The organism is Enterobacter sp. K16B (assembly GCF_020216105.1).
GTDB classification, from domain to species: domain Bacteria; phylum Pseudomonadota; class Gammaproteobacteria; order Enterobacterales; family Enterobacteriaceae; genus Enterobacter; species Enterobacter sichuanensis.
Map to the genome: position 1 here is coordinate 1 of NZ_JAIWJZ010000013.1, position 21435 is coordinate 21435.

The 21435-nt window shown below is 59.1% G+C and carries 21 protein-coding genes; 5 read left to right on the plus strand and 16 right to left on the minus strand.

The genetic code is table 11. The features are described 5' to 3' along the window. From LDK53_RS03645 to glpC, 3 genes are all read left to right on the plus strand, one after another. On the plus strand, positions 1-660 hold a 660-nt coding region (locus LDK53_RS03645; protein WP_225284458.1), incomplete at its 5' end, for a (2Fe-2S)-binding protein. Beyond that, positions 650-1867, plus strand: a complete 1218-nt coding sequence (glpB, locus tag LDK53_RS03650; protein ID WP_225284460.1) for a glycerol-3-phosphate dehydrogenase subunit GlpB — start codon at positions 650-652, stop codon at positions 1865-1867. The genes LDK53_RS03645 and glpB, both read left to right, overlap by 11 nt. Beyond that, positions 1864-3054, plus strand: coding sequence for an anaerobic glycerol-3-phosphate dehydrogenase subunit GlpC (gene glpC / locus LDK53_RS03655; protein ID WP_025757198.1), 1191 nt, complete (start codon positions 1864-1866; stop codon positions 3052-3054). Before glpB ends, glpC begins: the two co-directional genes overlap by 4 nt. 33 nt (positions 3055-3087) lie before the next feature. Here glpC and LDK53_RS03660 read toward each other — a convergent pair whose 3' ends face one another. The 10 genes from LDK53_RS03660 to LDK53_RS03705 form a co-directional block, all read right to left on the minus strand. After that, positions 3088-4287: a nicotinamide mononucleotide deamidase-related protein YfaY gene (locus LDK53_RS03660; RefSeq protein WP_225284462.1), complete on the minus strand. Its 1200-nt coding sequence runs from the start codon at positions 4285-4287 to the stop codon at positions 3088-3090. A gap of 93 nt (positions 4288-4380) precedes the next feature. Next, positions 4381-4920 (minus strand): YfaZ family outer membrane protein, encoded by a 540-nt coding sequence (locus LDK53_RS03665; RefSeq protein WP_225284471.1) that lies wholly within the window; start codon positions 4918-4920, stop codon positions 4381-4383. 121 nt (positions 4921-5041) lie between these two features. Next, complete coding sequence (gene menE, locus LDK53_RS03670) at positions 5042-6403, minus strand: o-succinylbenzoate--CoA ligase (protein WP_225284474.1); 1362 nt, start codon at positions 6401-6403, stop codon at positions 5042-5044. Continuing rightward, the gene (menC, locus tag LDK53_RS03675; RefSeq protein WP_225284484.1) at positions 6400-7365 is read right to left on the minus strand and encodes an o-succinylbenzoate synthase; all 966 of its coding nucleotides are present in this window, start codon (positions 7363-7365) and stop codon (positions 6400-6402) included. The genes menE and menC overlap by 4 nt, the downstream gene beginning before the upstream one ends. Next, positions 7365-8222: a 1,4-dihydroxy-2-naphthoyl-CoA synthase gene (gene menB / locus LDK53_RS03680; RefSeq protein ID WP_225284487.1), complete on the minus strand. Its 858-nt coding sequence runs from the start codon at positions 8220-8222 to the stop codon at positions 7365-7367. Before menB ends, menC begins: the two co-directional genes overlap by 1 nt. Then, a complete protein-coding gene (gene menH / locus LDK53_RS03685) occupies positions 8219-8995 on the minus strand; it encodes a 2-succinyl-6-hydroxy-2,4-cyclohexadiene-1-carboxylate synthase (RefSeq protein WP_225284498.1) in 777 nt (258 codons plus the stop codon). The genes menB and menH overlap by 4 nt, the downstream gene beginning before the upstream one ends. After that, positions 8992-10662 (minus strand): 2-succinyl-5-enolpyruvyl-6-hydroxy-3-cyclohexene-1-carboxylic-acid synthase, encoded by a 1671-nt coding sequence (gene menD / locus LDK53_RS03690; protein ID WP_225284506.1) that lies wholly within the window; start codon positions 10660-10662, stop codon positions 8992-8994. Before menD ends, menH begins: the two co-directional genes overlap by 4 nt. An 88-nt stretch (positions 10663-10750) precedes the next feature. Further along, positions 10751-12046, minus strand: a complete 1296-nt coding sequence (gene menF / locus LDK53_RS03695; RefSeq protein WP_225284508.1) for an isochorismate synthase MenF — start codon at positions 12044-12046, stop codon at positions 10751-10753. Between the two features lie 84 nt (positions 12047-12130). Further along, complete coding sequence (gene elaB / locus LDK53_RS03700) at positions 12131-12436, minus strand: stress response protein ElaB (RefSeq protein WP_008500219.1); 306 nt, start codon at positions 12434-12436, stop codon at positions 12131-12133. Positions 12437-12489: 53 nt separating this feature from the next. After that, a complete protein-coding gene (locus LDK53_RS03705; protein ID WP_025757189.1) occupies positions 12490-12951 on the minus strand; it encodes a GNAT family N-acetyltransferase in 462 nt (153 codons plus the stop codon). Between the two features lie 71 nt (positions 12952-13022). Here LDK53_RS03705 and rbn point away from each other — a divergent pair, with 71 nt between their 5' ends. Together rbn and LDK53_RS03715 are read left to right on the plus strand one after the other, a co-directional pair. Beyond that, a complete protein-coding gene (gene rbn, locus LDK53_RS03710) occupies positions 13023-13940 on the plus strand; it encodes a ribonuclease BN (RefSeq protein WP_059385209.1) in 918 nt (305 codons plus the stop codon). Positions 13941-14004: 64 nt separating this feature from the next. Continuing rightward, positions 14005-15009, plus strand: coding sequence for a chemotaxis protein (locus LDK53_RS03715; protein WP_045286087.1), 1005 nt, complete (start codon positions 14005-14007; stop codon positions 15007-15009). Positions 15010-15108: 99 nt separating this feature from the next. On the opposite strand, the gene nuoN is transcribed toward LDK53_RS03715, so the two are convergent. From nuoN to nuoI, 6 genes are all read right to left on the minus strand, one after another. Next, positions 15109-16566 (minus strand): NADH-quinone oxidoreductase subunit NuoN, encoded by a 1458-nt coding sequence (gene nuoN / locus LDK53_RS03720; RefSeq protein WP_225284529.1) that lies wholly within the window; start codon positions 16564-16566, stop codon positions 15109-15111. A gap of 6 nt (positions 16567-16572) precedes the next feature. Continuing rightward, complete coding sequence (gene nuoM / locus LDK53_RS03725) at positions 16573-18102, minus strand: NADH-quinone oxidoreductase subunit M (protein ID WP_025757186.1); 1530 nt, start codon at positions 18100-18102, stop codon at positions 16573-16575. Positions 18103-18178: 76 nt separating this feature from the next. Beyond that, positions 18179-20020 (minus strand): NADH-quinone oxidoreductase subunit L, encoded by a 1842-nt coding sequence (nuoL, locus tag LDK53_RS03730; RefSeq protein WP_225284531.1) that lies wholly within the window; start codon positions 20018-20020, stop codon positions 18179-18181. Further along, the gene (gene nuoK / locus LDK53_RS03735; protein WP_003861496.1) at positions 20017-20319 is read right to left on the minus strand and encodes an NADH-quinone oxidoreductase subunit NuoK; all 303 of its coding nucleotides are present in this window, start codon (positions 20317-20319) and stop codon (positions 20017-20019) included. Before nuoK ends, nuoL begins: the two co-directional genes overlap by 4 nt. Continuing rightward, positions 20316-20870 carry an NADH-quinone oxidoreductase subunit J gene (nuoJ, locus tag LDK53_RS03740; RefSeq protein ID WP_008500212.1) on the minus strand — a complete coding sequence of 185 codons (555 nt, stop codon included), beginning with the start codon at positions 20868-20870 and terminating at the stop codon, positions 20316-20318. Before nuoJ ends, nuoK begins: the two co-directional genes overlap by 4 nt. A gap of 10 nt (positions 20871-20880) precedes the next feature. Then, positions 20881-21423 (minus strand): NADH-quinone oxidoreductase subunit NuoI, encoded by a 543-nt coding sequence (gene nuoI, locus LDK53_RS03745; protein WP_003861491.1) that lies wholly within the window; start codon positions 21421-21423, stop codon positions 20881-20883. Positions 21424-21435 lie beyond the last annotated feature (12 nt).

Genomic DNA, 21435 nt, shown 5'->3' on the forward strand with positions numbered 1-21435 from the left:
CCGAGCGGGCGTAACGTCAGCCGCGGCATTGTGCTGCTCGATCACGCCGCGCGCGATGGCCTGGACGGGTTTATCACGATTACAGGCGGCAAGCTGATGACCTATCGTCTGATGGCCGAGTGGGCGACGGATGCCGTCTGCCGCAAGCTGGGCAATACCGAACGGTGCGTGACGGCAGAACAGCCTTTACCCGGATCGCGCCAGTCTACCGAGAAAACGCTGCAAAAAATCATCTCCCTGCCCGCGCCGCTGCGCGGGTCCGCAATTTACCGCCACGGCGACAGAACGCCACAGTGGCTCGGTGAAGGACGATTGAGCCGCAGCCTGGTGTGCGAGTGCGAAGCCGTGACCGCCGGTGAAGTGCAGTACGCGGTGGAGAACCTGACGGTCAATAGCCTGCTCGATCTCCGCCGTCGTACCCGCGTCGGAATGGGAACCTGTCAGGGTGAGCTCTGCGCCTGCCGTGCCGCCGGGCTGCTGCAGCGTTTTCATACCACCACCGCCACCCAGTCGCTCGATCAGCTCAGCGCGTTTTTAAACGAACGCTGGAAGGGGATTCAACCTGTCGCCTGGGGTGATGCCCTGCGGGAAAGCGAGTTTACCCGCTGGGTCTACCAGGGGCTGTGCGGTCTTGAGAAGGAGCAACACGATGAAATTTGATGCCGTGATTGTCGGCGGCGGGCTGGCAGGCCTGCTTTGTGGAATCAAACTCACGAAGCAGGGGCTGCGCTGCGCCATTATCACCCGGGGACAGAGCGCCCTGCACTTTTCGTCAGGCTCGCTGGATTTGGTGGACGAAACCTGCCGCGAAAAGCTGCCGCCGGAGCACCCGTATCACCTGATTGGCGCGCAACATATTGACCGCTTTGCCCTGGAAACCGAAGCGCTGCTGGCAGAGTGCGGCGCACGTCTGCAGGGCAGCGCCAGGCAAAATCATCAGCGCGTCACGCCGCTTGGCACCCTACGCTCCGCCTGGCTCAGCCCGGAGGAGGTGCCCGTTGCCCCGTTCAGCGCCGCACGCGTGCGGGTGGTGGGCATCAGCGGTTTTCTGGATTTTCAGCCCCATCTCGCGGCAGCGTCACTCTGTCGCCAGGGGGTTAATGCTGACACCGCAGAGATAGAGCTGCCAGAGCTGGACGTTCTGCGTGATAACCCAAGTGAATTTCGCGCGGTGAATATCGCCCGTTTCCTTGATAACGAAGAGAAATGGCCGCTGCTGTATGAGGCGCTGAGCCCGCTTGCGGCAGGATGCGATGCGCTATTGATGCCCGCCTGCTTTGGCTTACACGACAACCGACTCTGGCGCTGGCTCTCAGACCGTCTGCCCTGCACGCTCGGTTTGTTGCCTACACTGCCCCCTTCCGTACCCGGCATTCGCCTGCATACCCAACTGCAGCGCCAGTTTGTTGCGCAGGGTGGCGTCTGGATGGCCGGTGATGAAGTGAAAAAAATTACCCTGACGGACGGCGCGGTGAGCGAAATCTGGACGCGCAACCACGATGATATTCCTCTTCGAGCCCGTTATACCGTGCTGGCCAGCGGCAGTTTCTTCAGTAACGGGCTGCTGAGTAGCCGGGAGGGCATCCGGGAAGCCATTATGGGGCTGGATGTCCGGCAGAGCGCCTCCCGCGCGGACTGGTACCAGAGTGATTTCTTCTCGCCGCAGCCCTGGCAACAGTTTGGCGTCATCGTCGATAACCGGCTACATCCGCAGCTTGCCGGTAAGCCCGTCAGTAATCTTTTTGCCATTGGCTCGCTGCTGGGTGGATATGACCCCATCGCCCAGGGCTGCGGTGGCGGCGTCTGCGCCGTTACGGCGCTGTATGCGGCAGAGCAGATTAGCCAGCGCATGGAGGCTGAACAATGAACGATACCCGTTTTGAAAGCTGCATCAAATGCACGGTGTGTACCACGGTCTGCCCGGTCAGCGGCGTCAATCCACGTTATCCAGGCCCGAAACAGGCCGGGCCGGACGGCGAACGCCTGCGCCTGAAGGACGGCAAGCTGTACGACGAAGCCCTGAAGTACTGCATCAACTGCAAACGCTGTGAAGTCGCCTGTCCATCGGATGTGAAAATCGGCGATATCATCCAGCGCGCCCGGGCGCGCTACAGCACGCAAAAACCGTCACTGCGGGACGCCATTCTGAGCCACACCGATCTGATGGGCAGCCTGTCGACGCCGTTCGCTCCGCTGGTAAACGCCGCAACCGCCCTCAAACCGGTACGACAGCTGCTGGATGCCACCCTTAAGATCGATCATCACCGCAGCCTGCCGAAATATTCTCACGGCACCTTCCGCCGCTGGTACACGTCCGTCGCGGCGAAGCAGGCGCAGTATGCCGACCAGGTGGCTTTTTTCCACGGCTGCTACGTGAACTACAACCACCCGCAGCTGGGAAAAGATCTGCTGAAGGTGCTGAACGCCATGGGAACAGGCGTACAGCTACTGAACAAGGAGAAGTGCTGCGGCGTGCCGCTGATTGCCAACGGGTTTACCGATAAAGCGCGCAGGCAGGCGCAGAGCAACGTCACGTCGCTGCGCGAAGCCATCGTCGAGAAAGGTATTCCGGTGCTGGCGACCTCCTCCACCTGTACCTTTACCCTGCGCGATGAGTACCCTCATCTGCTGGATGTGGATAACCGCGGGCTGCGCGAGCACATCGAGCTGGCGACGCGTTTCCTGTGGCGCAAACTGGACAGCGGGCAGACCCTGCCGCTCAGGAAATTGCCCCTGAAAGTGGTGTATCACACGCCGTGTCATATGGAGAAAATGGGCTGGTCGCTGTATACGCTGGAGCTGCTGCGGTTAATCCCGGGCCTGGAGCTGACGGTGCTGGATTCGCGCTGCTGCGGAATTGCGGGAACCTACGGCTTTAAACGGGAAAACTACGCCACGTCACAGGCAATTGGCGCCCCGCTGTTCCGTCAGATTGAAGAGAGTGGCGCGGATATCGTGGTGACCGACTGCGAAACCTGCAAGTGGCAGATTGAGATGTCCACAAGCTTACGCTGTGAACATCCGATTACCCTGCTGGCGAAGGCGCTGGGCTGAACATGGCCGGGGCGAAAGGCCCCGGCCAACGTATTACTCAACGAACAGCGACTCGACAACGTGGATCCAGCCGTGCTCGCTGGCCACCTCTTTGCCATTCAACCAGCGGCGCAGCATGTTCAGTGCCATCATCGCACAAACCTCCTGACGCACCGCCAGGCTGTGGCGGGTGATACTCATCTTAACCCGCAGCGCCCAGGTGCCTTCCGGCGTGGCCAGCGCGAAGTTAAGGTATTCCTCATCCAGCCCCCCGACAAACAGCGCCAGGCCGGCAAAATGTTTTACCCTTCTTTCAGATGCCCAACGGGCGGTCTGCGCCAGGGTCTCCTGCTGGAACGGCACCACTTCGCTGGCCAACAGCGGCGCGTTGACGCGAGACAACTGCAGCGCCAGCAGGCCGCCGGTGAACTGCTCGCTTAAGGTCACGCTCAGCTGGCGCGACTGCAGATGCTTCGCAATCTGCGCCGGTAGCCCTTCCGTGCCTTCGAAAATCAGGCTTTCGCCCGCCACGCGCTGCACCTCAGGCCACAAGGCCAGCATCGCCTCTTTCTGCGTGGCAGGCCCGGTCAGCTTAAGCTCAATGATTGGCATGGAGGAGCGATAGCCCATGGAGACGCCCGGCGGGAGTGAGAGGTGATCGAGGCTCTGGGCCAGATCGCTTTCAGAGCGGCCAAAAGTGGTCAGGCGCAGGCAAAGCGGGGGTTCCGGCAGGGTAAAACGCTGGCGAAGGCGCGGCAGGATCTGCTGCTCGACCATCACCTTAAATTCTGAGGGCACGCCCGGCGTAAAGAACATCAGGCAGCGGTTCAACTGCATAGCAAACCCACATGCGGTACCAACCGGGTTATCGACCAGCTCCGCGCTGGCGGGGATCTCGGCCTGCTTGCGGTTGCTGGGGGCCATAACGCGACCGCGTTCGGCGAAAAAGCGCTCCATCTGCGAGAGCCACGCTTCATGCAGCACCAGCCCTTCGCCTTTGGCAGTCGCAGCGGCCAGCGCGCTGAGGTCGTCGCTGGTGGGGCCGAGCCCACCGTTTACAATCAGCACGTCACAGTGTTCGCTGCGTTCGCGCAGAATACTCACCAGCGACTCAAGATTGTCGCCCACGGTATTGCGGCGCGTTAACGGTAATCCTTGCTCAAAGAAAAGATCGGCAAGCCAGGCGGCATTGGTATCAATAATTTGTCCATGCAGCACTTCGTCGCCGGTGGATAACATCTCCACGTTAATCATTATGTTCTCCCGCTTATTTGGTCAGAACACTATAGCGCAAACGTGGGTAGGAGAAGAGAGAAACTGGCGCGACAGCGTGCCGCGCCGGTGTGTTTAGAAGCCTGCGCTAACGCCCACGTATGGACCGTCAGCCAGCGCATTGTCGCGGTTGCCGTCTTTGCCGGCCAGGTTCAGATAACGATAGCCCGCTTCAATGGTAATCGGACGCATGATGGTCCAGCGCGCACCGGCGTTGGCCTCTTCATAGCTGTCGATACCGCTGGAAAGCGAGTCCGGTGAGTAGTAGTACTCGCCGAACAGGCCGAAGCTGTCGCCAATTTTCCACTGCAGACCACCGCCCACCGCCGCCGCGTACCCTTCGTCACCGTCATTCGGGTTGGTGTAGATACCTTTACCGCCAACAGTCGCCAGGAACGGGCCCAGCGGAACGTTCAGACCGAGACCGAGGCTTGCCGCGTCGCCGTCGTCATCGTTATGCGTCCAGCCACCCGTCATCGCCAGACCGGAGGTTTCCGTGCCCATGCCGAAGCCCAGGTGGGTATAATCCTGACCCGCCGAGCCGTTAATGCTAATGGCGTTTGCCGCCGCAGAAACAACCATCAGGCCGAAGCCCATTAATACCACTTTTTTCATTATCGCGATCCCGCACATTTTTAGAGAAGTCCCAAAACCGCGAGATTTTAACCGGAGTCTTCCGGGGATCAAGGACTCTGCGTGCGGCAGGTCGAAAGATTGTCACTATTTGAAACGGCGCTTATCCCTTAAGTGATGCATTGACCCACTGCTGCAGCGCGCGACGGGAGACTTTGATGCCGCCATTTTTGAGCTCGGTCGGCAGCAACAGCCAGCGGATGGGTTGCTCAAACCGCGCCAGCTTATCCCTGACCCAGTCAGGGAAACAGGTGATATCCGTTCCCGGTTCACACTCCACCACCGCCACCGGACGTTGGCCAAATTCGGCGTCGTCCAGCGGGACGATAAACACCTGATTAATCTGCGGGTGTGTTGCAATAACCCGCTCAAGGCTTTCCGGCTGGATCCCTTCTCCGCCGCTAAAAAAGAGGTTGTCCATACGACCCAGAATCGTCAGGCGGCCATCATGCCATTCACCGCGATCGCGGGTGGCGAACCATCCCTGCGCGTTGGTCAGTGGAATTAACGCACCGTCCCGCCAGTAGCCTGAGGCCATGCTGTGCGCCTTGATCCAGACCTCACCGTTCACGATCTGCACCTCTCTGCCCGGCAGCGCAGAGCCCACGTCCGGCTCGCCGTCCGCCTCTTTCGCGCAGACGGTAGAGGCAAACTCGGTCAGGCCGTAACCGCAGAAGCTGCGGATCCCCTGCTCCCGCGCCTGTTGCGTTAACGCCACCGGAATCGCCGCTCCGCCAAGCAAAACCGCTTTCAGGGCAATGTGGCTGTCGGTATTCAGAAGACGCCAGAGCTGGGTTGGCACCAGCGAGGCGTGCGTACAGCCGCGCAAAGCCTGCTCCAGAGGCTGTTTCTCGCGCACGGTTAACCGCGCCCCCGCCTGCAGCCAGCGCCATAAAATTCCCTGGCCGGAGACATGAAACAGCGGCAGCGAAAGCAGCCAGTCATCGTCACCGCCATAGGGCATCAGCGACAGTACGCCGCGCGCGCTGGCAAGATGGGCCGCGCAGGTATGGACCGCCGCTTTTGGCAGCCCGGTGGAGCCTGAGGTGAGCGTCATGGACGCCAGCCGTGCCGGTTGCCACGCGACGCGATGTTCCCCTTCACCATCGCGCATGCTCAGGGCAGGAAGAGCGTCATAGCTACCGTCCAGCACCAGCGCAAAACGCAGTGTCATCTGCGGGAGTAACACCTCCAGCAGCGGGCGCGGCAGTTGCGGGTTAACGGGAAGGATACGCGCCCCGCACTTAAGCAGCGCCAGCCACGCCAGCAGGGTCTGCGGATGGTTATGGGCCAGCAGCAGCACGCCATCGCCCTCCGCCACGCCCTGCTGGTGAAACCCCGCCGCGAGACGGTCGACGCGGACGCACAGCTGTTGCCAGGTAAGCACCTCGTCGTTCAGTCTCAGGGCCGGTTTATCCGCAAACTGCACGCACCAGTGACGCCAGGGCCAGTCGGCAAAACTCATAACAACGGCTCCAGCGCCCCGGAATTCAGGCACGGCAGCGTACTGCCCGGCCACGTGCGGATAAGCTGAGCCTGCATCAGGTTCAGCGTGTCGAGGCCAGGCACCGTGTCCGGCGTTAACCAGGCGGCAATACGCGCCAGCTGCGTCAGCCCAAGGCTGGATTCTATAGAGGAGCTGATCACCGCCGTCAGCCCTGCGGCGTGCGCCGCTGCAACCTGCTCGCGCACCTTCGCCAGACTGCCGGTCAGGGTCGGTTTTATCACCACTGCGCTGACGCCGGGCTCGGCAACGAAGGCAAAATCCGCTTCGCGCAGGCTTTCATCCCAGGCGATGGCAATCCCCGTTTCGCGGGCAAACGCGCGCGAATCGTCGCGGGTTTTACACGGCTCTTCCAGAAAGGCAATGCGGCTGCGGTATGCCAGGTTGACGTACTTTGCAAACTGCTGCGCCTTCAGCGGCGTCCAGGCGCGGTTCGCATCCAGACGCAGACGAAGGTCGGGGATCGCTTCCAGCAGCAGGTTGGCCACCATGCCGTCGCGTACCGCTTCGTAGAGGCCGACTTTGATTTTTGCGACCTTCTCACCCGGCATGGCGGAGAGCAACGCGAAGAGTTCGTCCGGATCGCCCGTGCAGAGCGGCGCCGCGCGATAATCGGCAGCTTCCGGCAGGCTACCGTCGAGCTCCGCCAGCGCGCAGCTGATGCCAAAGGCGGCGGAAGGCACGTCCGGCAGCGGTGGATTGGCCCCCTCGCGCCAGGCATCCGCCCAGGCCACCAGCGCGGCCTGCGCTTCCTCCAGCGACTCCAGGCTAAAGCCCGGCAGCGGCGACACCTCGCCCCAGCCTTCCCGCTCGCCCTGCTGCAGATGCACGAAAACGCCGTCACGGGTTTTTAACCGCCGTTCACGCAGCACCACGCCCGCGTCCATCGGTATCTGCCAGCGGTAAACCTGCGCGCGACGCATTACGGGTTCCGTTTGAATTTGCTGAAGTCTGGCTGGCGTTTTTCGTTAAACGCGTTGCGCCCTTCCTGACCCTCTTCGGTCATGTAGAACAGCATGGTGGCGTTGCCCGCCAGCTCCTGCAGGCCTGCCTGGCCGTCACAGTCGGCGTTGAGGGCCGCTTTCAGGCAACGCAGCGCCATGGGGCTGTTTTGCAGCATTTCGCGACACCAGCGGACGGTCTCTTTTTCAAGGTCGGCAATCGGGACCACGGTATTGACCAGCCCCATATCCAGCGCTTCCCGGGCGTTGTACTGACGGCACAGGAACCAGATTTCGCGGGCTTTTTTCTGCCCGACGATGCGTGCCATATAGGAGGCGCCCCAGCCGCCGTCGAAGGATCCCACTTTCGGACCGGTCTGGCCGAAGATGGCGTTATCTGCGGCGATGGTCAGGTCACACATCATGTGCAGCACGTGACCGCCACCGATGGAGTAACCTGCCACCATCGCCACCACCGGTTTTGGACAGGTGCGGATCTGACGCTGGAAATCGAGCACGTTCAGGTGGTGCGTGCCCGCATCGTCCTGGTATCCGCCGTAGTCACCGCGTACTTTCTGATCGCCGCCGGAGCAGAACGCCTTATCCCCTTCGCCGGTCAGGATAATCACGCCGATATTGTCGTCGTAGCGTGCATCCGCCAGGGCCTGAATCATCTCTTTAACGGTCAGCGGACGGAAGGCGTTACGCACCTGCGGACGGTTAATGGTGATTTTGGCAATGCCGTCGGTGGATTTGTGGTAACGAATGTCGGTATAGCCTTCGGAGCAGTCTTGCCATTCAACCGGTGCATAGAGCATGTTTTCATCAGGATAGATCATAGAGTGTCCTTTATTCGAAGACGCAGTATCTGAGCCAGACTCGCGCTCACCGCTTCGGGGTTTTCCCGATGGGCGTTGTGTCCGGCGTTTGGAATGAGATGGCGAACGGCGTTCAGTTCAGCGGCAAGGGCCGCAAACTTCTCATCGCGTTCGCCACAGAGATAATCAAAAGCGAAATCGCGTGCACTAAGCGCGGCGCGTAAATCGGGCTGCACCGCCAGCGACGTCGCCTCGAGCATCATCGCCAGCGCCACGCCGCTGTTCTGGCTGCGCAAGGTAATCAGCGCATCGCGCTGAGTGTCCGTCAGGGTGGCAAAAACGGGCTGTTGATACCAGTCAGTGAATACCTTATCCAGCGGTTCGGTGCGAAAACGTCTCGCCCAGTTGCGGTCCGATGCCAGGCGCGTATGACGCGCTTCGGCATCCTGCAAGCCCGGATGCCCGCCTTCAACTATCAGGCCCAGCAACCCCTTTGGCTGCTGGCAGGCGTGGAACATCGCAATGCGGCCGCCGAGGGAGTACCCGATGAGCCAGAAGTTAAGTATGTTGTAACTAATTAAAGTTCGGGTGAGTAATGTGCTCATCTCTTCGAACCCCGCCACGCCAACCTGCCGGGATCCGCCGTGCCCCGGCAGATCGAGATACAGCCGGGGATAGTCGCTGAGTTTTTCACCCACCTTCTGCCACTCGCGGCTGTCGCCGGAAAAGCCGTGCAGAAAAACCAACCAGGGGTAGCCTGGCTTACCGGCCTGCTGTACTGCCGGGAGGATCACAGCTGGCTCACCTGCGCCAGCAGGCTTTGCAGCGCCTGCGCACCGTCAGCCTCGTTCACCACCAGCTCAATCAGGGTCGCACCCGGCTGTTTCCAGGCGGTCGCTAGCGCGGCACCCAGCTGCTCCCAGCTTTCCGGGCGATGATATTTCAGGCTGAACATCGCTGCGGCGTGTTCAAACTGCACGTTCTGCGGCATCAGATAGAATCGCTCGCGCTCGGTCTGCGGCGTGGGCAACAGGGAGAAAATTTGCCCGCCGTTGTTGTTTACCACCATCAGCACGAACGGGGCGGACGCCTGACGCAGTAGCGCCAGCGCATTGAGATCGTAGAGCGCGGAGAGATCGCCCACGATGGCCAGCGTCGATTTCGCGCTGGCGCGCTGCACGCCCGCCGCTGTCGAAATAAGCCCGTCGATGCCGCTGGCGCCACGGTTGCTGTACACCGGGTAGCCAGCAGGTAACTGTGAAAAGGCGTCAATCAAACGCACGACCAGGCTGTTGCCGACAAACAGTTGCCCCTGTTCAGGCAGGAGCTGGTGAATACGGTGCGCCAGCCCGGCTTCGCTAAATGCCTCACAGTGCGCCGTTGTTCGTTCCCACGCCTGGCGCGAGAGTTCCGGGATGGAAACCACCCAGGGTTTACGTTTTTCAGCCGGATGGAGCGTCAGCCAGGTTTCGATACTGCTGACCAGACGACGACCACGATGGTGCGCCGGGTCGAGCCGCCCTTCCAGCGCATCCACCAGCCAGTACTCTTCGGGCGTGCAGGTCGCCTGCCACTGCAGTAACCGTTTGCCGGTTAAACTCGATCCAAGCTGGACCACAATCTGCGCCTGCGACAGCTCGGTGACCGCTTTCGCATTACCCAGCCAGAGGTCGGCGCACGGCAGCGGCTGACCGGTCTGGGAAAGCACGTCGCCAATCAGCGGCCAGCCGAGCGTTTGCGCCCATTCGGCCACCAGCTTGCCTTCCGCGGCGCTCATACGCCCGGCGACAACCACGCCGCGCTTCTGCCGCCAGAAGAACCAGTCCCGCTGTTTGGCGCTTTCAAGATGCGTCTGCTCGCGCAGCCATGGTTTCTCACTCTCCCACCAGCTACCCAGGGCGTGCTGCCATTCAAGCCCCGTGTCGTCCATTTCACCGTACAGCGGCTCGGCAAACGGGCAGTTGATATGCAACGCCCCGCCGCGCAACGTCTCCATGGCGTGATCGACGGTAGAGACCAGCCAGCTTGCCGGAATATCCTGAGTGGGGCGAGGAAGCGATATCGTCTGCGAAGGATGGGAAGAAAAGAGCCCCGGCTGACGAATCGCCTGATTGGCGCCGCAGTCGATAAGTTCTGGGGGGCGGTCGGCGGTGAGCAGGATCAACTTTTCACCGGTTAACCCGGCTTCAATCAGTGCCGGATAGAGGTTTGCCACCGCAGTACCGGAGGTGACAATCACCGCCACAGGTTCTTTGCTGGCTTTCGCCAGACCCAGCGCCAGATGACCGAGGCCGCGTTCATCGAAGTGGGTGTGATGAATCAAGGCCCGGTTTTCGGCAGCCGCCAGCGTCAGCGGCGTTGAGCGAGAACCCGGTGCAATACACACGTGCCTGACGCCATGGCGCGTCAGGGCTTCAAGGATCACCGCCGCCCAGCGTCGGTTAAAAGAACTTACTGACATGAGATTGTCCGGTATCAAGAATACGACACAGTATAAATAATAGAAAAAACTGGAATTTTGATATGAATCGGGATTGCGCGAATCTGTATTAATCCCTTAGTAGCAGAGAGCGCAATCCGGCGGCTTTGTTTTCAATCTCCTGCCACTCCTGCTCCGGGTCAGACCCGCTGACAATGCCAGCGCCGGCGTAGAGACGCAGGGAGTCCTCCTGGACGCGGGCGGAGCGCAGCGCCACGCAGAACTCACTCTGGTCAGGCGATAAATACCCGGCCGAACCGGCGTACCACTCGCGGTTAAAAGGCTCCACCTTCTGGATAAACTCGCGCGCTGGCTGTCGCGGTAATCCGGCAACGGCCGCCGTTGGCTGCAGCATGTGCAGACACTGCTCATCATCGGCCTGTTTTAGCTCGGTCCAGATACAGCGGCGCAAATGCTGCACTTTACGCAGGCGCACCACCTGAGGCGGCAGTACTTCAAGGGTCTGCGTATGACGCTGAAGGCGCTGGCAAATATCTTCCACGACCAGCATATTTTCACGCTGGTTTTTATCATCATTCAGCAGCCACTCCCCCAGGCGCTGCGCCTGTTTATCATCGGGATGGCTGGCGACCGTACCCGCCAGAGCTTCCGTGCGCAGCAGCTTGCCGCGCCGCCGCCAGAGACGTTCGGGCGTTGAGCCGAGAAAGGCGTTGCTGGCGTCGAATACCATGCAGAAGTGAAAGCAATTTAAATTCAGGGCGCGGCTGGCCGCCATCAGCGCGACGGGATGAACGCGCTGTGTAAACTGCAGGTCGGTAGCGCGGGCGAGGACAACCTTTTCAAAATCACCGCGTGCGATGGTGTCTGTCGCTTTGCGGACCAGCCTCAGCCATTCGGGCTGTTGCGGCTGATGGGTTTCGTGCTCAACCTGAACGGAGAGCGGGCGGACAGGCTTTGCAGGACGGAGCTGCTGTAAGAAATCCCGTGCGGCCAGGGCATCGTCCTGCAGCGAACTGTCGCTCCACAGCTGCAGGCGCAGCGTGGCGTGACCCGCGCTACGTCGCCAGAGCAGGCGCGGTAGAAAGAGACTGCCCTGCTCCGGGTTAAACGCATTCAGGCCGCAAATGCGGGTATCACCTGCCGCGTGCTGCGCGCGTAAAAACTGCGAGGCTTCTGTCAGAGAAGAAAACCGGGTAACCGCCCCCAGCGCTGCCAGCTCTTCATCGCCGTTACGCTGTTGCCAGTAAAACTGAGGATAGCACTGCTGCGCGCCCAGCCAGGCGAGCGGATCGAAAGCGTCGTTTAACGGGAAAGAGACGTCGAAATGACGTAAACCGGGTATAGCGGGTAACGCTTGCGCAAGCTGAGTACGCAGACGTTCCAGCGCGGTGGAAATCGAATGCACGCGAACCTCTCCCTGTGAAAACGCTTAGTATACGGGGTACCATCAGAAATATCAGTACCCACGTATAGGGAGTGGTTAAGCGGCCTAACGGCGGGCTAACAGCAGACCGAGTACCAGCCCTACGGCGGCCCCGACGCCAATACCCTGCCACGGTTTTTCATGCACGTAATCATCGGCACGATACACCGCTTTTTTGGCGCGGTAGTAATAGGTATCCGATGCGTGGCTGACGCGATTTTTAACCTCATGCAGCGCCTGTTCGGCACGGGCTTTAAGCTCAATATATTTCTGATCGGCAGGGTCGCCCGAGGAACGTAACACCTCTTCCAGCGTTTCACTCAGTAAGGCCAGATCGTCATCGATACGGGTATCCCAGGATTGAAATGACATATTTTTCTCCATGTTAGTACACCAGTCCGCTAACTATAGCCAACGACTCGCCATTACGCCTGCTTCGCTTCCCGCGCCATACCAATGTGGGGAATGCCATCTTCGTCGTAGACTTCAGTAACCGGCACGAAGCCAAAGTGGCCATAGAAGGGTTGAAGGTGTGCCTGCGCACCCAGGTATAACGCCTTGTCTGGCCACTGTTTCTGGCACGCTGCCAGCGTTTTTTCCATCAGCTGATAGCCCAGTTTTTCACCGCGCGCGCTACCGCTGATGATGACGCGGCCAATGACCACGGGCTCGATATCGTCTTCGCTTTTCAGAATCCTCGCATACGCCACCAGCTCGTTATCGCGCCAGCCGAGGATATGGCGGTTTTCGCCGACCAGATCATCGCCATCGATGTCCTGATACGGGCAGGTCTGTTCGACCACAAACACTTCACAGCGCAGTTTAAGCAGGGCATACAGCGCATTAACGGTGAGTTCACTATGGTGTAAATCTTGCCACTGGATCATGTCAGTCTCCTTCCTGGGGTTCATCACGTTATACTAAACCCCTCCCCGTTCGGCAAAGGGCTGATTGCGTTATGGAACTGATTTTTCTGGGTACGTCCGCTGGCGTGCCAACCCGCTCACGAAATGTGACGGCGATTCTGCTGGATCTTAAACACCCAACCCGCGGTGGGCTGTGGCTGTTTGACTGTGGCGAAGGGACGCAGCATCAGCTGTTACGCACCGCTTATCACCCTGGCAAGCTGGATAAAATCTTTATCACACACCTGCATGGCGACCATCTTTTTGGCCTGCCCGGGCTACTGTGCAGTCGCTCCATGGCCGGAAACGCCAACCCGCTGACGATTTACGGGCCTGCGGGTGTGCGTGAATTTGTTGAAACCACGCTGCGCCTGAGCGGGTCGTGGACGGATTATCCGCTGGAAATCGTTGAGATTAGCGATGGTCTGGTTTTCGATGACGGGGATTATCACGTCACCGCCCACTCGCTCAATCATCCTGTGGCGTGCTACGGCTACCGCATTGAAGCGCATGACAAACCCGGCGCGCTGGATGCCGCCGCACTAATGGCCGATGGCGTCAAACCCGGGCCGCTGTTCCAGCGCCTGAAGCACGGAGAGACCGTCACGCTGGAGGATGGGCGCGTCATCAACGGTCAGGATTATCTCGCCGCCCCGCAGCCCGGCAAAAAACTGGCGATTTTTGGCGACACGGCCCCTTGCCCGGCAGCGTTAACCCTGGCGCAGGGCGTGGACGTGATGGTGCATGAAGCCACGCTTGAAACGGCGATGGAAGAAAAAGCCAACAGCCGGGGCCATAGCTCAACGCGACAGGCGGCGCAGCTTGCCCGTGACGCAGGTGTCGGCAGGCTCATCATCACCCATGTCAGCTCACGCTACGACGCACGGGGATGTGCAGGCCTGCTGGCAGAGTGTCGCGCGCTGTTCCCGGAATGTGAGCTGGCCGAAGATTTCGCTCAGGTCAGCGTTTAGTCCTTCATTTTTCTCTCAGGATGCCGATAACGATTAAAAGGTCAGCATTTCTCTCGAGGGTAGAATGGATAATTTCCAGAAAGATATTGATGACAGGGCGAATCTGACCCTGTCGAACCGTTTTGAACTGTTGCTGTTCCGTCTCGGCACCTCTCTTAACGAAAATAAATCTGAGCTGTTTGGCATTAACGTCTTTAAACTGCGTGAAATTGTGCCGATGCCGGAGTTCACGAAACCCGCAGGAATGAAATCACCGCTGATGGGAATGGTGAATATTCGCGATCAGGTGATCCCGGTGATTGACCTGGCCGCCGTGGCGGGCTGTAAGCCCACTACCGGGCTGAACATTCTGCTGATCACCGAATATGCACGTAGCGTGCAGGCGTTCGCCGTGGAATCGGTTGAGAACATCATGCGTCTGGACTGGAAGCAGGTGCACGCCGCGGAAACCGCCGTCAGCGGGCGTTACATCACCAGTATTGCGTGTCTTGACGAGAAGACGGATACCAACGAACTGGCGATGGTGCTGGACGTTGAGCAGATCCTGTATGACATCACGCCGGCCAACCACGATCTTCATGCCACCAATCTGAAGACCACCAAATTCCATATTAAGCCGGGCGCTGTCGCGATTGTCGCGGAAGATTCCAAAGTGGCGCGCTCCATGCTGGAGAAGGGTCTGCAGGCAATGGAAATTCCGGCGCAGTTGCATATCACCGGTAAAGACGCATGGGAGAAAATTGGCGTGCTGGCGGCACAGGCGCAGGCGGAAGGGGTGCCGATTACCGATAAGATTGCCCTGGTACTGACCGACCTCGAAATGCCGGAGATGGACGGTTTCACGCTGACGCGTAAGATCAAAACCGATCCGCTGCTGAAAGATATTCCGGTGGTGATCCACTCCTCCCTTTCCGGCAACGCCAACGAAGATCATATTCGTAAGGTGAAGGCGGACGGTTACGTGGCGAAGTTTGAGCTGAACGAGCTGTCATCGGTGATTGAGGAAGTGCTGGACCGCTCGATGAAGAAAATTGACGGGCCGTTGATTAGCCGCAAACAGCTGGCTTAGTCGGGTGGCGCTTCGCTTACCCGACCTACAAAACCCGTAGGCCCTGCAAGCGTAGCGCCGCTGGGCAATAAAAAACCCGCCGAGGCGGGTTTTTTGCTTTTACATTAATGGCATCGCTCGCTGCACGATATCAATCAGCGGCTGCGGATAGATACCGAAGATCAGTACCAGCAGTGCGGAGATGAGGACCACAATACCGCCGGCGCTGTACTGCCAGTTGGTTGGGGCATCACGGTTGAGCTGCTGAGGAGCACTCAGGTACAGACTCACGGCCACACGCAGGTAGTAGTACAGACCAATCGCGGAGCCGATCACCACGCCCGCGGTCAGCCACCACAGATGCGCCTGCACACCGACGGCCAGCACGTAGAACTTACCAATAAAGCCCAGCGTCATCGGGATACCCGCCAGAGAGAGCATCATCACCGTCATCACCGCGGACAGGATCGGACGGTGCCAGAACAGACCACGGTAGGAGAACAGTGAATCGGCATCCGGGCCACGGTACGGGCTGGACATCAGGCTCACCACGCCGAACGCGCCGAGGCTGCTGAACAGATAACCGGCCAGATAGACGCCCACGGTTTCCATAGACATCTCACCGCTCTGCAGTGCAATCAGCGCCACCATCAGGTAGCCCAGATGCGAGATAGAGGAGTAACCCAGCAGACGTTTGATATTGGTCTGGCTCAGCGCCATCAGGTTACCGAAGATGATGGAGACGAACGCGATGATGCCCAGCACCACGCGAACCGCTTCGCTGTCGCCCACCGGTGCGTACAGGAACAGACGCATCACCACCCCGAAGATAGCGATTTTACTCGCCGTCGCCAGGAAGGTAGACACCGGCGCTGGCGCACCCTGGTAGACGTCTGGCGTCCACAGGTGGAACGGAACCAGAGAGAGTTTGAAACCAAGGCCAACAATCATCATGCCCAGACCCGCCAGCAGCAGCGGCTCATGCAGCATGCCGTCGCCGAGGCTCTTGCCGAGCGCCATGAAGGAGAGATTACCGGACTGTGCGTACAGCAGCGCAATACCAAACAGCAGGAACGAGGACGCCGCCGCAGACAGGATGGTGTACTTGATGCTTGCTTCCAGCGAGCGCTTCTGACGGAAGGCGTAACCAATCAGACCGAACAGCGGCAGAGAGATCAGCTCAATGCCGAGGAACAGCGCAGCCAGGTGGTTCGCGTTCGCCAGCAGAATGCCGCCCAGTGCGGCAATCAGAACCAGCAGGTAAAACTCTTCTTTGTTGTCGTTGTAGCCTTCAAGCCACGGGTACGCAAAGGTACAGGTTGCCAGGCTCGCCAGCAGAACCAGACCGGTATACAGCATAGCGTAACCGTCAACGCGCATCAGCGGGGTGACGTCCATCGCCCCACCCTGGCCAACAAACCAGAGAGAGACTAACGCGGCGTTCAGGCCGATGACCGACAGCGTGGCATTCAGGAAGTGATTGCGTCGCCACGCAATGGAGAGCATCACAACCACCACCGTCAATCCGACGATCAGCAGCGGTAGCAGCGCGATCACTTGTTGTGGAGTTATTGTCATGGCGAATTACGGCCTTGTAGTAGAAGCAGAATTAACAAACCACTGCTGGATGTTACCCATCGCGCTATGCGAGGTATCCAGAATCGGCTGCGGGAAGAAGCCCAGCAACACCAGCAGTACGACCAGCAGCAGGATGATGAACAGCTCACGCAGCGACATCCCCGGCAGTTCTTGTGCAGCAATTTCGCTCTTCGCTTTACCGAAGTAAGCGCGGTGCAGCATCGCCAGCGAGTACACGGAAGCGAACACCAGACCAAAGGTGGAGATCACGGTAATCACCGGTACCACTTTGAAGCTGCCGAACAGAATCATAAATTCGCCGACGAAGTTACCGGTGCCCGGCATCCCCAGGGTGGCCACTGCGAAGAACATGGACAGCGCGGGCAGCCATTTAATTTTGCTCCACAGGCCGCCCATCATACGCATGTCGCGAGTGTGCAGACGTTCGTACAGCTGGCCACACAGGATGAAGAGACCGGCTGCGGACAGGCCGTGCGCAATCATCTGGATCACCGCGCCCTGGTACGCCAGCTGGCTGCCGGTGTAGATAGCAATCAGCACGAAGCCCATGTGGGAGACGGAGGTGTAGGCAATCAGACGTTTGATGTCGTACTGCGTAAACGCCATCCAGGCACCGTAGAAGATACCGATCACACCCAGCCACATGGCAATCGGTGCGAACTCAGCGGAGGCGTTCGGGAACAGCGGCAGTGCGAAACGCAGCAGGCCGTAGGCCGCGGTTTTCAGCAAGATGCCCGCCAGGTCAACGGAACCCGCCGTTGGTGCCTGAGAGTGCGCGTCTGGCAGCCAGCCGTGCAGAGGAACCACCGGCATTTTCACCGCGAAGGCGATGAAGAAGCCCAGCATCAGCAGGTATTCCACGCCGTGCGACATCGGAGTCTTCAGCAGCTCTTCGTAGTTGAAGGTCCAGACACCGGTCGCATTGTGGTGCACAAACACCAGCGCCAGAATGGCAATCAGCATCACCAGACCACTCGCCTGGGTATAGATGAAGAACTTGGTGGCCGCCGTGATACGCGTTTTACCGTCGGACGCCTTATGGCCCCACAGCGCGATCAGGAAGTACATCGGCACCAGCATCATCTCCCAGAAGAAGAAGAACAGGAACATGTCGATGGCCAGGAACACGCCGATAACACCGCCCAGAATCCACATCAGGTTCAGGTGGAAGAAGCCCTGGTATTTTTCGATTTCACGCCAGGAGCAGAGTACCGCCAGAACGCCGAGCAGACCGGTCAGCACCACCATCAGCAGCGACAGACCGTCAATCGCCAGGTGGATCGTAATGCCGAAACGTGGGATCCACGGCAGGATAAACTCAGACTGCCACTGCGGAATGCCCGCAGACTGGGTCAGAGAGTAGCCACCCTGCAACCAGAGTTGCAGACCAAGCGCGAGCGTCAATCCCATGGTGATCAGCGCGATCCAGCGCGGCATCTTCACGCCAAAGCGTTCAGTCTGCCAGCACAGGAAGCCGCCGATGAAGGGAATTAATATTAGCCAGGGTAGTAACATGGCGATTTACATTCCTTTTTAAGGCCCCCAGCAGGGGCCTGATTTTCAACGAATTCGAATAAAATTCACTTAACGATCAACGCAACACCATCAGCAGCGCCAGCACGACAACCGCACCGATGCTCATGGACGCCACATACCAGCGCAGGTAACCGTTCTCGCTGTACAGCAGGCCTTTACCTGCAAAGCGGGAGAGGATCGCCGGGATATTCATCAGGCTGTTCAGTGGGTCGCGCTTCAGCAGCCACGCAATGCCCAGGAACGGCTTCACGAAGATCATGTCGTACAGCCAGTCGAAGCCCCACGCGTTGTACCACCAGGTGCCCAGCAGACGGCCCGGCGCACTGTTGGCAACGGCAGTCACCAGCGTACGTTTACCCAGCCACAGCCATGCAGCGATCAGGATGCCCGCGATAGCGACCACACCGGAGGTGATTTCAAGCGTCAGAACGCGACCATGCTCAAGCTCGGTGGTGTCTGGCAGTACGCCCTGCAGTGGCGGAACAATCATCGCGCCAACGAAGGTGGACAGGACCAGCAGCACAATCAGCGGCAGGTGGTGGGTAATCCCCTTCCCTGCGTGAGCGTGAATTTGTTCTTTACCGTGGAATACGATGAAAATCATACGGAAGGTATACAGGGAGGTCATGAACGCACCGACCAGACCCGCAACCATCAGATTGATATTACCATTCGCCATGGCACCCGCAAGGATTTCGTCCTTACTGAAGAAGCCCGCGGTGATCAGCGGCAGTGCCGCCAGCGCCGCGCCGCCCACCAGGAAGCAGACATAGACCAGCGGGATGGACTTACGCAGTCCGCCCATCTTGAAGATGTTCTGCTCGTGATGGCAGGCCAGAATGACGGAACCGGATGAGAGGAACAGCAGCGCTTTAAAGAACGCGTGCGTCATCAGGTGGAAAATTGCCGCGTCCCACGCCTGAACGCCCAGCGCCAGGAACATGTAACCAATCTGGCTCATAGTGGAGTATGCAAGAACGCGTTTGATGTCGGTCTGCACCAGCGCGGCAAAGCCTGCCAGCACCAGCGTGACCGCACCGACGATCCCCACCAGATGCAGAATTTCCGGGGTCATCAGGAACAGGCCATGGGTACGTGCAATCAGGTAGACACCGGCGGTGACCATGGTCGCAGCGTGGATCAGCGCGGAGACAGGGGTTGGACCCGCCATCGCGTCGGCCAGCCATGTCTGCAACGGCAGCTGTGCGGATTTACCCACAGCACCACCCAGCAGCATCAGCGTTGCCCACCACAGCATGTTGTTGCCTGCAGCGAAGTGCGCCGGCGCCAGTTCCACCATCTCGCGGAAGTTCAGCGTGCCCAGTTCGTTATAGAGAATGAACAGCGCGAACGCGAGGAAGACGTCACCCACACGGGTCACGACGAACGCTTTCATGGCCGCTGCGCCATTCTTCGGATCGGTGTAGTAGAAACCGATCAGCAGGTATGAGCACAGACCCACGCCTTCCCAGCCCAGATACATCAGCAGCAGGTTATCGGCCAGCACCAGAACCACCATGCTGGCGATAAACAGGTTGGTGTAGGCGAAGAAGCGGGAGTACCCCTCTTCACCGCGCATATACCAGGAGGCGAACATGTGGATCAGGAAGCCGACGCCGGTGACCACGGAGAGCATGGTCAGCGAGAGACCATCCAGCACCAGGTTGAAACCGATGTTGAAATCACCGACCGACATCCAGGTCCACAGCGGCACGCTGAAGGGCTGACGCCCGTTGTTAAAGAAGTCGATACCCGCATACGCTGTCACCAGCGCGGCCAGACCAACAGAGCCCATGCCGACGGTCGCAGACAGATTCTCAGACCAGCGGCCGCGAGAAAACGCCAGCAGCACGAAGCCAATCAGCGGAAAAATAATGGTTAAGGCAAGCATGTTCATCCACGCAACTCACTTACTGAATCGATGTTCAGATTCTGGCGGCGACGATGGAGCTGCAGCAACAGCGCCAGGCCAATACTCGCTTCAGCAGCCGCAAGGCTGATGGCGAGAATGTACATCACCTGACCATCGGTCTGGCCCCAGTAGCTTCCGGCGACCACGAAGGCCAGCGCAGAGGCGTTAATCATGATTTCCAGACCGATCAGCATAAACAGCAGATTGCGGCGGATAACCAGACCCGTCAGACCCAGAACGAATAAAATCGCAGCGAGGATCAGTCCATGTGTTAAGGGGATCATGCGCGCTCCTCCGTTTTTCTTTTCGCGCGGTCGTCAGTGCGGTTGCTCAGCACCTCGCCAGCACGCTCTTCGCGGCCAACGTGGAAGGCAACAACCAGACCTGCCAGCAGCAGCATGGAGGCCAGTTCAACCGCCAGAACGTATGGGCCAAAGAGCGTAATACCGACCTCTTTAGCGCCGATCGGCGTACCGTCGATGCCCTGATCGTTGACGCCGAGAATGGCGTAAACAATCACCACCAGCATGATGGCCGACAGAATTGCCGGGCCAATCCATACCTGCGGTTTTAACCACTGACGTTCCTGCTCGATTTCAGAGCCGCCCAGGTTCAGCATCATCACGACGAACACGAACAGCACCATGATGGCCCCGGCGTAGACGATGATTTCCAGCGCACCGGCGAAGTGCGCGCCCAGCGCAAAGAACACCCCGGAAATGGCCAGCAGCGAAATGATTAAGTACAGCAGCGCATGCACCGGATTGGTGTGCGTAATCACTCGCAGCGTAGCCAGGATGGCGATAAGGCCACAGATATAAAAAGCGAATTCCATTGCCCTCTCCTTACGGTAACAGGCTCTTGACGTCGATAGGCTTAGCTTCGTTCTCTGCTTCGCCCTTATCTTTGCCGTCGATTGCCATACCCGCCATCCGGTAGAAGTTATATTCCGGGTATTTGCCCGGCCCGGAAATCAGCAGATCCTCTTTCTCGTACACCAGGTCCTGACGCTTATACTCACCCAGTTCAAAGTCTGGAGTCAGCTGAATCGCCGTAGTTGGGCACGCTTCTTCACACAGACCGCAGAAGATGCAGCGTGAGAAGTTGATGCGGAAGAACTCAGGGTACCAGCGGCCATCTACCGTCTCTGCTTTCTGCAGAGAGATACAGCCTACCGGACACGCTACCGCACACAGGTTACAGGCAACGCAGCGCTCGGAACCGTCCGGGTCGCGCGTCAGCACGATACGGCCACGGTAGCGCGGCGGCAGATATACCGGCTCTTCCGGGTACATCCGGGTTTCGCGTTTGGCAAACGCGTGCAGGCCGATCATCCAGATACTGCGTACCTGAGTGCCGAAGCCTACCAGTAATTCTTTTAAGGTCATGGTCTATAGCCC

Coding starts and splice junctions, on each gene's coding strand:
- glpB (WP_225284460.1), top strand. CDS start 650: ATGAAATTTGATGCCGTGATTGTCGGCGGCGGGCTGGCAGGCCTGCTT.
- glpC (WP_025757198.1), top strand. CDS start 1,864: ATGAACGATACCCGTTTTGAAAGCTGCATCAAATGCACGGTGTGTACC.
- LDK53_RS03660 (WP_225284462.1), bottom strand. CDS start 4,287: ATGATTAACGTGGAGATGTTATCCACCGGCGACGAAGTGCTGCATGGA.
- LDK53_RS03665 (WP_225284471.1), bottom strand. CDS start 4,920: ATGAAAAAAGTGGTATTAATGGGCTTCGGCCTGATGGTTGTTTCTGCG.
- menE (WP_225284474.1), bottom strand. CDS start 6,403: ATGAGTTTTGCCGACTGGCCCTGGCGTCACTGGTGCGTGCAGTTTGCG.
- menC (WP_225284484.1), bottom strand. CDS start 7,365: ATGCGTCGCGCGCAGGTTTACCGCTGGCAGATACCGATGGACGCGGGC.
- menB (WP_225284487.1), bottom strand. CDS start 8,222: ATGATCTATCCTGATGAAAACATGCTCTATGCACCGGTTGAATGGCAA.
- menD (WP_225284506.1), bottom strand. CDS start 10,662: ATGTCAGTAAGTTCTTTTAACCGACGCTGGGCGGCGGTGATCCTTGAA.
- elaB (WP_008500219.1), bottom strand. CDS start 12,436: ATGTCATTTCAATCCTGGGATACCCGTATCGATGACGATCTGGCCTTA.
- LDK53_RS03705 (WP_025757189.1), bottom strand. CDS start 12,951: ATGATCCAGTGGCAAGATTTACACCATAGTGAACTCACCGTTAATGCG.
- rbn (WP_059385209.1), top strand. CDS start 13,023: ATGGAACTGATTTTTCTGGGTACGTCCGCTGGCGTGCCAACCCGCTCA.
- LDK53_RS03715 (WP_045286087.1), top strand. CDS start 14,005: ATGGATAATTTCCAGAAAGATATTGATGACAGGGCGAATCTGACCCTG.
- nuoN (WP_225284529.1), bottom strand. CDS start 16,566: ATGACAATAACTCCACAACAAGTGATCGCGCTGCTACCGCTGCTGATC.
- nuoM (WP_025757186.1), bottom strand. CDS start 18,102: ATGTTACTACCCTGGCTAATATTAATTCCCTTCATCGGCGGCTTCCTG.
- nuoL (WP_225284531.1), bottom strand. CDS start 20,020: ATGAACATGCTTGCCTTAACCATTATTTTTCCGCTGATTGGCTTCGTG.
- nuoK (WP_003861496.1), bottom strand. CDS start 20,319: ATGATCCCCTTAACACATGGACTGATCCTCGCTGCGATTTTATTCGTT.
- nuoJ (WP_008500212.1), bottom strand. CDS start 20,870: ATGGAATTCGCTTTTTATATCTGTGGCCTTATCGCCATCCTGGCTACG.
- nuoI (WP_003861491.1), bottom strand. CDS start 21,423: ATGACCTTAAAAGAATTACTGGTAGGCTTCGGCACTCAGGTACGCAGT.